Raw genomic sequence first — 13,774 nt, 5'->3', positions numbered from 1 at the left:
CCGTGTGCGGCGCTGGGGGGATCGTCCCGTCGCCGGGCGGCGTTACCTCGCCTGCGGAGGGCGCGGCTCTCTCGACACGGGCCGACGAATATACCCGGGCTCACGGGTATACCCGGGCTCACGGGTGGAGCCGGCCCGAACACACCCTCTTCGCGCGGCCTCCGCACCGACGTTCCTCCCGCCGCTATGCGCCTCTCGTCCTCCCGACGGCTCGCCGTCCTCGTCTTCGCCGCCGCGCTCGCCGGCTGCTCCTCGTCCCGCCCGGACGCTACCTGGGCCGACCGCCCCGCGCGCGCGCCCGTCGCCCAGGCCGACACCGCCGGCCCGGCCCGCGTCGGCCTCGCGGCCACCATGGACATCCCGGACAACCCCTACGGCGACTCGGCGCTGATCGACGTGCCGGCGCCCGAGGACATCGCCTCCGGCGCCGTCCCGCTCGGCCGCCCCGCCGCCGAGGGCGACGTCGACCCCGACGCGATCACCGTCGGCCGGTACTACTACGACGACGAGGGGACGACCTACTACGAGGACGTGGCCGACGACCTCTACGACCAGGGCCAGGGCACCGACGACGACGTCTACTACGGGGGCTACTACGCCGACTACTACCGCTACGGCGACCCGGCCTACTACCCGTCGCCGTACACCTACTACCGCCCGTACTCGACGTACCGCCCGTACGTCCGCTACGGCTGGTACCCGACGTGGCACCACCGCCGGTACTGGGCCTACAGCCCGTACTACAACGGGTACTACTACGCGGGCCACGTCGACCCGTACTTCGGCTGGGGCTACGACTCGTTCGGCTACGGCTACGGCCCGGGCCTGTACGTCTCGGTCGGGTTCGGCTACGGCTACAGGGGGTACGGGTACGGCGGCTACGGCTACGGGAGCGGCTACCGCCACGGCTATTACGACGGCTACTCCGACGGCCGCTACTGGAGCGCGGGCTACTACGGCCCCGGCTACTACGGCCGGCCCCGCAACCGCGGCTACTACGACGACTACCGCGACGACTACCGGGGCGGGGACGACGGTCGCCGGAGCCGCGTCCGCGGCCTCCCGGGCACGAACACGTCGCCCATCGCGGAGTCCGGCCCCGACCCCTCGCGCCAGCCGGCGCGGCGCGGCCTGGCCCCGGCCCGGTTGCCGCGCCCGTCCGCCGACCGCGGCATCACGCGCTCGACAGGCCGCACGGCGCCCGACCGGGCGGACCGCGCCGAGGACGGCCCGGCCCGCCTCCCCCGGCCCGGCGGCGTGACGTCGAGCGCCCCCGGCCGCACCGGCACCGCGACGCCGACTCGCTCAGCCACGCCGACCCGCTCGGCGCCGACCCGGACCGCCACGCCCACGCGGACGTCGCCGCCCACGCGCCAGGCCTCGCCGACGCGGGAGGCCCCCGTCCGCCAGGCCGAGCCCGTTCGCCGCGCCGACCCGCCGACGCGGTCCGAGGCCCCGACGCGGACGGAGCGTCCCGAGCCCGTCCGCCAGGCCGAGCCGGTGCGCCGCGCGGAGCCCGTCCGCCAGGCCCCGCGCCGCGACACTCGTCCCGAGCCCGCGCCTCGTCGGGACACCCGCCCGGCGCCGGCGCCCCGGCGGGATACGAGGCCCGCCCCGGCGCCCCGTCGCGAGAGCCGCCCGGCCCCAGCGCCGCGGCGGGACACGCGCCCGGCTCCGGCTCCGCGTCGTGAGAGCCGGCCCGCGCCCGCCCCCCGCCGTGAAAGTCGGCCCGCGCCCGCGCCTCGCCGGGAGAGCCGCCCGGCGCCGGCCCCGCGCCGCGAGACGCGGTCGGCCCCGAGCCGGTCGTCGTCTGACAGCCGGCCGTCGCGCTCGCGGCGCGGAGACAACGAGTAGCGCCCCTCCAGTCCGACCTCGCGCGGCCTCTGCCTTAGCGGGCGGAGGCCGCGTGCGTTAAGGCCGGCGTGGCCGGCGCCGCTCGGCGCTGCCGGGGCCACCGGAGGACGGCCTCGCCGACCAGCGCCGAGACCATCAGGACGCCGCCCGTCACGGCCAACGCCCGCCCGGGCGTCGCGAACGCCCACACCTGGACGATCATCACGCCGAGCGAGGCCGGGATCGACACCAGCAGGGGGCCGAACCGCGAGGCCGCGTTGAACCGGTCGCCTCGGCTCGAGAACGGCGGCGACCGGTACGCCACGGCCATCACGCGCGACACCAAGGCCGAGACGGCGAACCAGAACGCCGCGTGGAGCACGGCCGCCGCCGCCGGCATCGTCAGCGTCAACAGGACGGCGATCCCGACGTGGAGCGGGAACAGCACGCGCCACGTCAGCGCCTGCTGGGCGCCGAGCTGGGCCACGCGAGGCCGCGCCTCGGGCAGCACGCCGAACACCCACGACGCCTCGGCGTGGTCCGACGTCTGGAGCGTCTGGACGAGCGTCTGGACGCAGAACATCAGGACGACCAGGATCGAGAGGTGGAGCTGCGTCGCCGAGTCCTGCATCACGTCGAGCGTGCCGGCCAGCGCCCCCTCGGCGCCCGCCCCCATCAGGCTGCCCAGGCCGTCGCTCAGCCAGCCGAACACGACGAACCCGGCGGGCAGCAGCGCCGCCGGCCACAGACGCCCCCGCACCAGCCGGTCGTCGGCGAAGGCGGACGTGGCGAACCCGTAGGCCGCCCGGAGCGGGCCGTTCGGCGTGGCCCACCGTTCGAGCGCCGTCATCTGGCGGCCGACCCGGGTGCGGGCGCCGTCGCGCCGGGACCCGTCCGCGAGCCGGCGGAGCAAGCGGAAGTAGCGGCCCGGAAACACGGCGCCGAACACGACGCCGAACGCCAGCAGCGAGCCGGCCAGCGCCGCCAGCCCGGCCGTCGCCCGGCCGCCCAACAGGTCGGCGATCCAGGCGCCCGGCCACCACGGCGCCGCGAGCGCCTCCGGCGACGACCCCACAAACTGGAAGCCCAGCACCAGGACCGCGATGAGTGCCGTCCGCCCGACCGACAGCGCCGAGCGGAGCGCACGGACGGGGAGCGCGAGCGTGAGCCCCCACAGGACGCCCAGCGCCAGCAGCGCCGTCCACACCGTCGCCCCGCCGATGCCGAGCCCGACCAGCCCTCCGAGCCCGGGCCCCCACGTCAGCCCGACACGGAGGCCGACCGGGAGCCCGATGCCGACGGCCATCAGGGACACGTAGACGCCGACGTTCGCCAGCCGCGCCGCGTAGTGCTGGCGCTCCGACGCCGGCAGCGTCGCCAGCCAGGCGTTGTCCCGGGGTCGCCCCATCAGCTCGTCGTACGAGCCGACCACGCCGAACGCGGCCAGCACGATCCCGAAGCTCCCACCCACGAACAGGGCCGTCGTCGCCGAGGCCTGGCCGAGCGAGAGCGCCAGCACCAGGCCCGAGAACCCGTACGCCAGCATCGTCGTCGCCAGGCGCCCCGAGCCGCGCCGGCCCGAGCGGGCGTGGCGGAGGTCGGCCCGGAGCTGGGCGCCAGCGAGCGTGAGGACCGGGCTCATTCGGTGGATCGGTGCGTCAGTGGTCAGTGTGTCGGTCGGTCCTGTGCTCGGCTGAAGCCGCGGCGCTGGCGGCGTCCCGCCACTGGCGTGAAACGGGCCGGCGCTCGTGGGCCCGACGGACGCACTGATCACTGACGACTGAGAGGCTGTTTGGGACGAGGAGATCAGGTCCCCTCTCCACCCCTTGGGGGGAGAGGGTGAGGGTGAGGGGGGCGGTCGGGACGAGCAGTGGAGCCGTTGCCGCACCTCCGGCCCCTCACCGGGCCTCTCCCAGAGGGAGAGGGGACGTCGTAGGCCGCTTTGGATAGATCCCAAACAGCCTCTGACTCACTGGCCCGCCGCCTCGCGCTGGCGGCGGATGCGCGTCTGCTCCTGCATGTACTGGCTCCAGCGGCGGGCCTTCGCGTTGTGCTCGGCGACGGTCCGGCTAAAGTCGTGGCCGCCCGTCCCGTCGGCGACGAAGTAGAGGAAGTCGTGGGCCTCGTTCTCGAGCACGGCCTCGATGGTCCCGTCGGACGGGTTCGTGATCGGGCCGGGCGGCAAGCCGTCGATGAGGTAGGTGTTGTAGGCGCTCGGGAACCGGTAGTCGACGAACAGGAGCCGCCGCATCCGGGGCTCGCCGCCCTCCTCCATCAGCGCGAACTGGACCGTCGGGTCGGCCTGGAGCCGCATCCGCCCCGACGACGTCCGCCCCAACAGGCGGTTGACGTAGACGCCGGCGATCCGACGCCGCTCCTCCGGCTTGCGGGCCTCCCACTCGACGATCGACGCGAGCGTGACCGCCTCGTCGGGCGTCAGGCCGAGGGCCTGGGCCTGGGCCTTCCGCTCGTCGGTCCAGAACCGGTCGTAGCGCTCGTGGATGCGTCGGAGCGCCGTCTCGGCGTCGTCGGTCCAGTACATGTCGAACGTCTCGGCCAGCATCTGCCCGTGGAGGTGGGCCACGTCGGTCCCGAGCGACTCGGCGAAGGCGGGGTCGCGCAGGAGCCGGGCGACCGCGGTCGAGTCGGTCCCGAGCTGGTTGCGGAGGACCCGAGCGGTCCTCTCGGGCCGCGAGCCCGGCGGGATCGTGATCCGGATCGGGTCCTGGAGCCCCTTGCGGATCTTGTCGAGCACGGCCCAGTTGCTCATCCCAGGCTCGATGTAGTAGTGGCCCGTCTTGACCTGGTCGGCCCACCCGGTGAGCCGGCCGAACGCGGTCATCGAGGCCCGGTTGCCGAGGGCGCCGGCGGCCCCGAGCGAGTCGAGCGCGGCCTCGAACCCGGTCCCCTCCGGCAGGCGGACGCTGTGGCGCTCGTCGCCGCCCACGTTCGGGAGGAACGCGAGCCACGCGACAGCGCCCGCGGCGATGAGGCCGAGGACAACCAGGAGCAGGAGGAGCTTTTTCATGTCAGATCAGGCGATGTCAGATCGGGCGAGGGGGCAGAGCCACTCGCCCGCGATGGAGGCGCTGCGCGGGGCCCCTACTTCCCCCGATCACCCGATCCGACCTCGCCCATTCCCTGGTCGCGGCTGTCGACGGCGCAGACGGTGTGGATCCCGCCCCGGACGGTGTAGTCGGTGGTCACGACGAGCCGGTGCGGGTCGTCGAGGTGGCGCATGAGGTCCTCGAACAGGAGCGCCGTGATGTCCTCCTGGGCCGCGCCGATGTGGCGCCAGCTCATGAGGTAGTACTTCAGGCTCTTGAGCTCCAGCAGCCACGAGCCCGGGACGTACTCGATCTCGACCGTCCCCGAGTCGGGCAGGCCCGAGAACGGGCACAGCGCCGTGAACTCGCCGGGCTCGGTCGTGTAGCGGACCACCTGCCGCGCGGCGTGGGCGTACGGCATCCGGTGGATCTCCTGCTGGCGGGCCTCGGGCGGGAGGAACAGGGCGACGCGGCCCTCGGGCTCGATCCCGTAGGTCGCCATGTGCGCCAGCGACGCCTTCGTGTGGTCGAGGGCGCGCTGGTGGAAGGCGTCGAGGCGGTCGGCCGCGGTCGGCGTGTCGGCCATGCGGAGGTCGGGGGGACGGGACGAGGATAGCAACGGCCCCACCGAAGCCCCGGTGCGCGGCGAAGAAGAGGGAATGGGGAAATGAGGAGAGAGGAATCAGGAATGAGGAATCGGGAATCGGACCTTGTGGGTCCACAGCTGAACTCGACGGTACAGACCCGGCTCCGAGCCCCCGATTCCTGACTCCCGATGCCTGATTCCTCAGACGCCCTCGTCCTGTTCTCCGGCGGCCAGGACTCGACGACGTGCCTGTTCTGGGCCCTCTCGCCCGACCACGGCGCGTTCGACCGGGTCGAGGCCGTCGCCTTCCGGTACGGCCAGCGCCACGCCGTCGAGATCGAGCAGGCCCAAACCATCGCCCAAGCGGCCGGCGTCCCGCTCACCGTCCTCGATCTGAGCGGTCTGCTGTCGGGCTCCGCCCTGCTGGCGGACGAGGCCGCCGACACGAACGCGGCGCACAGTCTCGCCCCGGACCTCCCCGCGTCGTTCGTGCCCGGCCGGAACGCGCTCTTTCTGACCGCCGCCGCGTCGTTCGGCTTCACGCGCGGCTTTTCCGACCTGGTCGGCGGGATGTGCCAGACCGATTACTCGGGCTACCCCGACTGCCGGCTCGACTTCGTCGAGAGCCAGGCTCAGACGCTGTCGCTCGCGCTCGACACAGACCTCCGCATCTGGACGCCGCTCATGTCGCTGACGAAGGCCGAGACGTGGAGGCTGGCCGCCGACCTCGGGACCGTCCGCGGGCTCGACGTGCTGGAGACCGTCCGCGAGCACAGCCACACCGACTACCACGGCGACCGGACCGAGCGCCACGCCTGGGGCTACGGCCGGCTCGACAACCCCGCCAGCGTACTCCGCGCCAAGGGCTATGCCGAGGCCGTCGCGAAGGGCTGGATCCCGGACGACGCCTCGGCCGCCTAGCTGAAGAATCGGGCCGTTCCTCGCTCGGCACCCGACCAGTCTCTCGGGGTCGTTTTCTTCCGACATGGTCCCCCTGCTCCCCACCGACGAGACCGAAGCCGGGCTGGCCGACCGGCTGGCGGCGTCGCCGGCCGGCGCGCGGCGCTACGCCGTCAAAGCGCTCTGGCGGACGGTCCAGGGCGAGGGCGCGCACGCCGGGCGTCCGGCCGTGTTCGTCCGGCTGGCGGGGTGCAACCTGTGGAGCGGGTTCGACGCCGACCGCGCGCGCGACGCGGCGCGCTCTCAGGCGAGCTGTCCGATGTGGTGCGACACCGACTTCACGCCGGCCGGCGCCGTCAAGCTCTCGGCGAGCGACCTCGCGCGGGCGGCGGCCGAGACCGGCGGAGCCGTCCGGTTCTGCGTGCTGACCGGCGGCGAGCCGCTCTTGCAGGCGGATGCCGCGCTCGTCGCCGCGCTCCACGCCCAGGGCTTCACCGTCGCCGTCGAGACGAACGGGACGCAGACGCTGGCCGACGCCTTCGGCGACGGGCCCCGACCGGACTGGGTCGTGTGCAGCCCCAAGCTGACCGAGGACCGGCTGCCGCTCGAGGCGTGCGACGAGCTCAAGCTGGTCGTCCCCGACTACCGGCCCCAAGCGTTCCGCGAGCTGGCGGCCCGCGTCCGCCCGCAGCCCGACGGGCGGCGCTACCTGTGGCTCCAGCCCGAGGACGGGCCCCGGCTGGCGCAAGCGACGCGGTTGGCGCTCGACCTGTGCTTCGACGACCCGAGGTGGCGGGTCTCCGTCCAGACCCACAAGGCGCTCGGCGTGGACTGAGCGGGCGTAGCCTTGGGGCTCTTCCCCCCGCCCCCATGTCCGACATCACCCCGTTCGACCTCCACCGGATGGTCGTGGGCGACGTGCCCCTGTGGTTCGCCGCCGAGATCGCCGTCCGCACGGCGGTCATGTACCTCTACGCGCTCGGCGCCGTCCGCCTGGTCAGCCGCCGGGCCATCGGCCAGCTCTCGCTCGTCGAGTTCCTGCTCATCATCGCGCTGGGCTCGGCCGTCGGCGACCCGATGTTCTACCCCGACGTCCCGCTGTTGCACGGGATGGTCGTGGTGACGGTCGTGGTGGCGATGAACCGGGGGATCACCGAGCTCCTCAACCGCTCCGAGACGGTCGAGCGCGTGGTCGAGGGGCGGCCGTTGACGCTCGTCTCGGACGGGCGGATGGTGCCCGACGAGATGGACCAGGCCGAGCTCAACCGCGAGATGTTGTTCAGCCTGCTCCGGGTCGAGGGCGTCCGCCACCTCGGCGAGGTCGGGGGCGTGTGGATGGAGCAGAAGGGGGTGCTCAGCCTCGACCGGCTCGACCCCGACGACCACCGGCCGGGGCTCCGGACGATGCCGCCGTGGGACGTCGAGACGCCCGACCGCGTCGGCGCCGGCGACCGCGCTGGCGCCGACGGCGCGCTCGGGTGCGATCGGTGCGGCGAGGTCCGCTGGGTCCAGGCCGGCGACGCGCTCCCCGCGTGTCCCACGTGCGGTGGGGACAGCTGGGCCGACGCCGTCCGCACGCCCGACGACTGAGCGGAGGCGGGTGCCGGCCGCCCTATACTTCGGGACCACGCCGCCCGACCCGATGCGCCTCGCCCCGCTCCTCGCCGCCCTCCTCGTCGTCGCGCCCGCGCTCGCGCAGGACGACCCGCTCGCGTACCAGACGCCCGACGCCGCGCTGGCGTCCTTGGTCGACGCGCCGCGGACGCCGGCCGTGTCGCTGGCGCCCGGCGGCGCGACGATGGCGCTGCTGGCGCAGCCGAGCGCCCCGCCCGTCGCCGAGCTGGCCGAGCCCGAGCTGGGGCTCGCGGGTGTCCGCATCAACCCGCGCACGACGGGGCCGAGCCGGGCGAGCGGCTACACCGGCGTCACGCTCCGGTCTGTCACGGGCGGCGACGAGCGGGCCGTGACCGGCTTCCCCGCCGGCGCCCGCTTGAGGAGCCCATCGTGGAGCCCCGACGGCTCGGCGATGGCCGTGCTCGTGGACCGCGAGGACCGCGTCGAGCTGTGGACGGTCGACGTGGCGACGGCCCGAGCCAAGCTCGCGCTCGGCAACGCCGTCAACGACGCCGCGCCGGGCGCTTCGGTCGCCTGGCTCCCGTCGTCCGACGCGCTCGTCGTCCGGATCGTCCCGACCGACCGGGGCGACGCGCCGGCCGAGGAGCTCGTCCCGACCGGCCCCGTCGTCCAGGAGTCGACGGGCGAGGCGGCCCCGGCGCGGACGTACCAGGACTTGTTGGAGAGCCCGCGCGACGAGGCCCTGTTCGACCACTACATGACGGGCGCGCTCGTCGTCGTCCCGCTCGCACACACCGAGCACGCGCGCGGCGTCGGGGGGGCCGGCGTGGTCACGTCGTTCGAGCCGTCGCCGGACGGGCGGTTCTTGCTCACCGAGACGCGGCACCGGCCGTACTCGTACCTCGTCCCGTGGTACCGATTCCCCGCCCGCGTCGACGTGTGGGACCTGGCGACGGGCGACCGGGTGGCGACGGTCCACGACGCGCCGCTCGCCGAGCGCGTGCCCATCGCGTTCGGGTCGGTCCCGACGGGCCCCCGCTCCCACGAGTGGCGGGCCGACGCGCCGGCCACGCTCGTTTGGGCCGAGGCCCAGGACGGCGGCGACGCGGGCGCCCCCGCCGAGACGCGGGACCGGCTGATGACGCTCGACGCCCCGTTCACCGGAGTCGGCACGGAGCTGGCGACGCTGCCCCTGCGCTACGCCGGCGTCACCTGGGGCGACGACCGCGCGGCCATCGTCGAGGAGTACTACTGGCAGGACCGGACGCGCCGGGCGTACGTCTTGGATCCGACCGACCGCACCACGCGCGAGCTGTTCACGGTCTCGTTCGAGAACCGCTACGACGACCCCGGCCGGCCGATGACCGCGCCGAACGCCGCCGGCCAGGACGTGCTCGTGCTCGACGGCGACGCCTCGTTCTGGAGCGGCCAGGGCGCCTCGGCCGAGGGCAACCGCCCGTTCGTCCGCCGCCTCGACCTGGCGACCGGCGAGAGCACCGAGCTCTTCCGCTCCGACGCCCCCTACTACGAGGTCCCCGTCGACTTCCTGGGCGAGCCCGGCACGGTCCTGCTCACGCGCCGCGAGACCGTCACCGACCCGCCGAACTACGTCGCCCGCGACCTGGCCACCGGCGACGTCCGCACGCTGACGCGCTTCCCGCACCCGTACCCCGAGCTGGCCGACGTCCACAAGGAGACCATCGAGTACGCCCGCGCCGACGGCGTCCCGCTCACGGCCACGCTCTACCTCCCGCCCAGCTACGACGCCGAGCGCGACGGCCCGCTCCCGACGCTCGTCTGGGCCTACCCGACCGAGTTCAAGAGCGCCGACGCGGCCGGCCAGCGGACCGACAGCCCGTACCAGTTCACGTACGTCAGCTACTGGGGCGCCGTCCCGTTCGTGACCCAGGGCTACGCCGTCTTGGACGACGCCTCGTTCCCGGTTGTCGGCGAGGGCGACGTGGAGCCGAACGACAGCTTCCGCGAGCAACTCGTGATGAACGCCCGGGCCGCCATCGACGCGGGTGTCGCGCGCGGCGTCGTCGACCCGGACCGCGTGGCCGTCGGCGGGCACAGCTACGGGGCGTTCATGGTCGGCAACCTGCTGGCGCACTCGGACCTGTTCCGTGCCGGGATCGCGCGGTCGGGCGCCTACAACCGGACGCTGACGCCGTTCGGCTTCCAGCGCGAGGAGCGGACGTTCTGGGACGACCCGATGCTCTACGTCGGCATGAGCCCGTTCATGCACGCGGACAAGATCGACGAGCCGATCCTGCTCATCCACGGCGACGCCGACAACAACCCGGGCACGTTCACGCTCCAGTCCGAGCGGCTCTACGGGGCGCTGAAGGGGCTCGGCGGAACGGCGCGGCTGGTCCTCCTTCCGGCCGAGAGCCACGGCTACCGCGCTCGCGAGTCGCTGCTGCACATGCTGTGGGAGGAGGACCAGTGGCTCGACCGCTACGTCAAGAGCGCTGGCCCGCGCGAGGCGGCCGACCTCGGCGCTCCGGCGGACACGGCGGGCGGGAGGTAGCCATCCTGCCCTGCTCAGGCGGGTGTCGTGACGTACTGTTAGTAGTAGTAGTTTATTGACAGTACGGACAGCACTCGTGTGATCCGCCCCCCACAGCCGCCCCGCCCGTTCCCTCTCCTCGTCCGCGACGCCCAGCGAGCCGGCCGTCTGGAGGTCGTTTTCGAGCACGCCTTCGACCCCACCCCGGGGGGGAAGTATCTCCCCTGGGACAAGCTCCGTCACCAGACGCCGCCTGCTGACCTCTCGCCCCAGGAGTGGTGGCTCGGGACGAAGTTCGCCCGGCAGCCTCTGCTCCGGGACCTCCCGCTCGTCGGCACGACGGGCGCGGCGCTCCGGTACGCGACGCCGGACCCCGTCACCGAGCGGTTGCAGCGGATCGACCGGGACGCGAGCGGGCAGATCCTGATGGCCGAGCAGGCGGTCAGCCCTGGGCACCGGGACCGCTACGTGGTCAGCTCCCTGATCGAGGAGTCGATCATGTCGAGCCTCCTCGAAGGCGCCGCGACGACCCGACGGGAAGCCAAAGAGATGCTCCGGGCGGGGCGGAAGCCGACGACGAAAGGGGAGCGGATGGTCCTCAACAACTTCCGCGCGATGCAGAGGATCAAGACGCTCACCGACGAGGACCTGAGTCCGGACCTGATCCGACACCTCCACGCGATCCTGACGGAGCGTGCGGCCGACGCCGGCGAGCCGGGGCAGTACCGGGGTCCCGACGACGAGGACCGCTTCGGCGTGTGGAGCGGTGACCGCCGCCTCTACAAGCCCCCATCCCACGACAAGGTCGAGGTGTACGTCGAGCAGGTCTGCGCGTTCATTAATGGGGCGGACGGCTCGTACGTCCACCCCGTCATCAAGGCGATCGCGCTGCACTTCTGGATCGGATACGTCCACCCGTTCGAGGACGGCAACGGGCGGACGGCGCGGGCGCTGTTCTACTGGTTCATGCTCCGAGAGGGATACTGGCTCTTCGAGTTCGTGTCGATCTCCAGCGTTCTCACCGACGCCTACGCGAAGTATGCCCGGGCGTACCTCTACACCGAGACCGACGAGAACGACCTCACCTACTTTCTCCTCTTCCACCTCGACGTGATCGACCGGGCGCTGAATAGCGTCCAGGCGTACATCCGCCGGAAGGTGCAGGAGATCCAGGAGACGAAGGCGGTGCTCCACCCCGACGCGGGGCTGAATGCGCGGCAGATCGCCCTGCTACGTCACGCGCTCCATCACCCGGACGCGGTCTACACGTTCGCGTCGCACCAGACGAGCCACGGGGTCGTCTACCAGACAGCCCGGACCGACCTGCTCGCGCTCGCCGACCGTGGGCTCTTGACGGCGGGACGGACGGGGCGGAAGTACGTGTTCCGGGTCCCGCCGGACCTGTCGGAGCGGGTTCGCGACGCGCCGTGACCACCCCGGCCCGCCCCCACGCGGCCCCAGCGGATCGGCCGGGATCGCGGGCACGGCGTGGCCGAGGCGCTGGAAACACCTGCCGAGGCCACGTGACCCGTCGCCGCCGGCCTGTGGCGACGCGGTGAACCGAAAGGGCTTCCGCCGCAGAGGTCGGGAGAAGACGGGCCAAACGCCGTCAGGACCTGGGCACAGTCCGTAATTTTTCGAGCACGCGGCACGGTTGGTGCCGTCGCTTCAGGACTCGCGCCTCGCGGCGCGGGTCCTTTTTGTTTCGACCGCCTGAGTCCGCTTGACGCTCCGCCTGCCCGCCTCCCTCGACCCCGCCACGCTCCGCCACGAGTGGTTCGGCAACGTCCGCGCCGACCTGCTCGCGGGCGTCGTCGTGGCCCTGGCCCTCATCCCCGAGGCCATCGCCTTCTCGATCATCGCCGGCGTCGACCCGAAGGTCGGGCTCTACGCCTCGTTCGTGATCGCCGTCACGACGTCGTTCGTCGGCGGCCGGCCGGGCATGATCTCGGCGGCCACCGGCGCGATGGCGCTCCTGATGATCACGCTCGTGCGCGACCACGGGCTCGAGTACCTGTTCGCCGCGACGATCCTGACGGGCGTCATCCAGTTCGCGTTCGGCGCCTTCAAGCTCGGCCGGGCCATGAAGTTCGTCCCGAAGGCCGTGATGGTCGGGTTCGTGAACGCGCTCGCGATCCTGATCTTCATGGCGCAGCTCCCGCAGTTCGCGGGGCAGGGCTGGATGATGTACGCCTTCGTGGCCGCCGGGCTGGCGATCATCTACGGGCTCCCCCGCATCACGACCGCGATCCCGTCGCCGCTCGTCGCCATCGTGGCGCTGACGGCCGTGAGCCTGACGCTGGCGGGCGGGTTCGGCCTCAACACGGTCGGCGACATGGGCGAGCTGCCGACGGTGATGCCGCTGCTCTCGCTGCCCGCGGTCGCGCTGACCTGGGAGACGCTGTCGATCATCCTCCCGGTCTCGTTCGCGCTCGCGCTCGTCGGCCTCATCGAGTCGCTGCTGACGGCCCAGATCGTGGACGAGCGGACGGACACGGACTCCGACAAGAACCGCGAGGCGCGTGGGCAGGGCATCGCGAACGTCATCTCCGGCATGTTCGGCGGAATGGCGGGCTGCGCGATGATCGGCCAGTCGGTCATCAACGTGTCGTCGGGCGGGCGCGGTCGGCTGTCGACGTTCTCGGCCGGCGCGTTCCTGCTGCTGTTCATCCTGGTCCTGTCGGACTGGCTGGTCCTGATCCCGATGGGTGCGCTCGTCGCCGTCATGGTGATGGTGTCGGTCGGCACGTTCGACTGGGGCTCGATCCCAGCGCTGGCCCGGGCGCCTAAGTCCGAGTCGTTCGTGATGCTCGTCACCGTCGCGGCCGTCGTGGTCACGCACGACCTGTTGATCGGCGTGCTCGCGGGCGTCGTCCTGAGCGCGCTGTTCTTCGCCCGCCAGGTGGCCGACCACGCCTTCATGGAGGTCGAGGAGACGCACGGGCCGCTCGGCCGGACGCACACCTACGCCGTGACCGGCTCGCTCTTTTTCGTGACCGTCCAGGGCTTCCTCGCCACGTTCGACTTCCAGGAGGACGTCGACCGCGTGGTGATCGACCTGTCGAAGGCGCACGTCTGGGACGGCTCGGCCGTCGACGCCATCGACCGGGCCGTGCTCCGGTTCCGCCGCCGCGGCGTCGAGGTCGAGGTGATCGGCCTCAACGACGCGAGCCAGTCGCTCGTCGACCGGCTCGCGGTCTCCGACAAGCCGGGCGCGCTGGCGCTGGCGGGTCACTGAGTTCAGGGTTCGGGGTTTAGGGTTCGTCGCCCGAGAGGCCGCCGCATCTCGATAAACCGCGCCCCCGCCGACCGGCGGAGTTC

Annotated in this window: 10 protein-coding genes; 7 read left to right on the top strand and 3 right to left on the bottom strand. The window is 72.8% G+C overall.

What is annotated here, in order from left to right; genetic code table 11:
* The first annotated feature begins 186 nt into the window (after nt 1-186).
* Nucleotides 187-1,854 (top strand): hypothetical protein, encoded by a 1,668-nt coding sequence (locus ACOOHE_RS18590; RefSeq protein ID WP_420455591.1) that lies wholly within the window; start codon nt 187-189, stop codon nt 1,852-1,854.
* Nucleotides 1,855-1,888: 34 nt separating this feature from the next.
* Here ACOOHE_RS18590 and ACOOHE_RS18585 read toward each other — a convergent pair whose 3' ends face one another.
* From ACOOHE_RS18585 to queF, 3 genes are all read right to left on the bottom strand, one after another.
* On the bottom strand, nt 1,889-3,475 hold the full coding sequence (locus ACOOHE_RS18585) for a hypothetical protein (protein ID WP_420455590.1): 1,587 nt from the start codon (nt 3,473-3,475) through the stop codon (nt 1,889-1,891).
* Nucleotides 3,476-3,802: 327 nt separating this feature from the next.
* The gene (gene mltG, locus ACOOHE_RS18580; protein ID WP_420455589.1) at nt 3,803-4,861 is read right to left on the bottom strand and encodes an endolytic transglycosylase MltG; all 1,059 of its coding nucleotides are present in this window, start codon (nt 4,859-4,861) and stop codon (nt 3,803-3,805) included.
* A 74-nt stretch (nt 4,862-4,935) separates the two neighbouring features.
* Nucleotides 4,936-5,466 (bottom strand): preQ(1) synthase, encoded by a 531-nt coding sequence (gene queF, locus ACOOHE_RS18575; RefSeq protein WP_420455588.1) that lies wholly within the window; start codon nt 5,464-5,466, stop codon nt 4,936-4,938.
* Nucleotides 5,467-5,655: 189 nt separating this feature from the next.
* Between queF and queC the strand changes: the two genes are divergently transcribed.
* The 6 genes from queC to ACOOHE_RS18545 all read left to right on the top strand — a co-directional run bounded on the left by queC (nt 5,656) and on the right by ACOOHE_RS18545 (nt 13,691).
* Nucleotides 5,656-6,387: a 7-cyano-7-deazaguanine synthase QueC gene (gene queC, locus ACOOHE_RS18570; protein ID WP_420455587.1), complete on the top strand. Its 732-nt coding sequence runs from the start codon at nt 5,656-5,658 to the stop codon at nt 6,385-6,387.
* 64 nt (nt 6,388-6,451) lie between these two features.
* Nucleotides 6,452-7,201 (top strand): 7-carboxy-7-deazaguanine synthase QueE, encoded by a 750-nt coding sequence (locus ACOOHE_RS18565; protein ID WP_420455586.1) that lies wholly within the window; start codon nt 6,452-6,454, stop codon nt 7,199-7,201.
* A gap of 35 nt (nt 7,202-7,236) precedes the next feature.
* A complete protein-coding gene (locus tag ACOOHE_RS18560; RefSeq protein ID WP_420455585.1) occupies nt 7,237-7,956 on the top strand; it encodes a DUF421 domain-containing protein in 720 nt (239 codons plus the stop codon).
* Nucleotides 7,957-7,966: 10 nt separating this feature from the next.
* The gene (locus ACOOHE_RS18555; protein WP_420455584.1) at nt 7,967-10,474 is read left to right on the top strand and encodes a S9 family peptidase; all 2,508 of its coding nucleotides are present in this window, start codon (nt 7,967-7,969) and stop codon (nt 10,472-10,474) included.
* Nucleotides 10,475-10,552: 78 nt separating this feature from the next.
* Nucleotides 10,553-11,884: a Fic family protein gene (locus tag ACOOHE_RS18550; protein ID WP_420455583.1), complete on the top strand. Its 1,332-nt coding sequence runs from the start codon at nt 10,553-10,555 to the stop codon at nt 11,882-11,884.
* Between the two features lie 292 nt (nt 11,885-12,176).
* Entirely contained in the window at nt 12,177-13,691 is a 1,515-nt protein-coding gene (locus ACOOHE_RS18545) for a SulP family inorganic anion transporter (protein ID WP_420455582.1), read from the top strand.
* Nucleotides 13,692-13,774: the final 83 nt, after the last annotated feature.

It is taken from the genome of Rubrivirga sp. (assembly GCF_965213695.1).
Classification (GTDB): Bacteria; Bacteroidota; Rhodothermia; order Rhodothermales; family Rubricoccaceae; genus Rubrivirga.
Note: the sequence above shows the minus strand (reverse complement) of the source record. Positions and strands in the feature narration are given on the sequence as shown.

Bases quoted from the DNA above. Each gene is read 5' to 3' on its own strand.
- ACOOHE_RS18590 (WP_420455591.1), top strand. From the start codon at position 187: ATGCGCCTCTCGTCCTCCCGACGGCTCGCCGTCCTCGTCTTCGCCGCC.
- queC (WP_420455587.1), top strand. From the start codon at position 5,656: ATGCCTGATTCCTCAGACGCCCTCGTCCTGTTCTCCGGCGGCCAGGAC.
- ACOOHE_RS18560 (WP_420455585.1), top strand. From the start codon at position 7,237: ATGTCCGACATCACCCCGTTCGACCTCCACCGGATGGTCGTGGGCGAC.
- ACOOHE_RS18565 (WP_420455586.1), top strand. From the start codon at position 6,452: ATGGTCCCCCTGCTCCCCACCGACGAGACCGAAGCCGGGCTGGCCGAC.
- mltG (WP_420455589.1), bottom strand. From the start codon at position 4,861: ATGAAAAAGCTCCTCCTGCTCCTGGTTGTCCTCGGCCTCATCGCCGCG.
- queF (WP_420455588.1), bottom strand. From the start codon at position 5,466: ATGGCCGACACGCCGACCGCGGCCGACCGCCTCGACGCCTTCCACCAG.
- ACOOHE_RS18585 (WP_420455590.1), bottom strand. From the start codon at position 3,475: ATGAGCCCGGTCCTCACGCTCGCTGGCGCCCAGCTCCGGGCCGACCTC.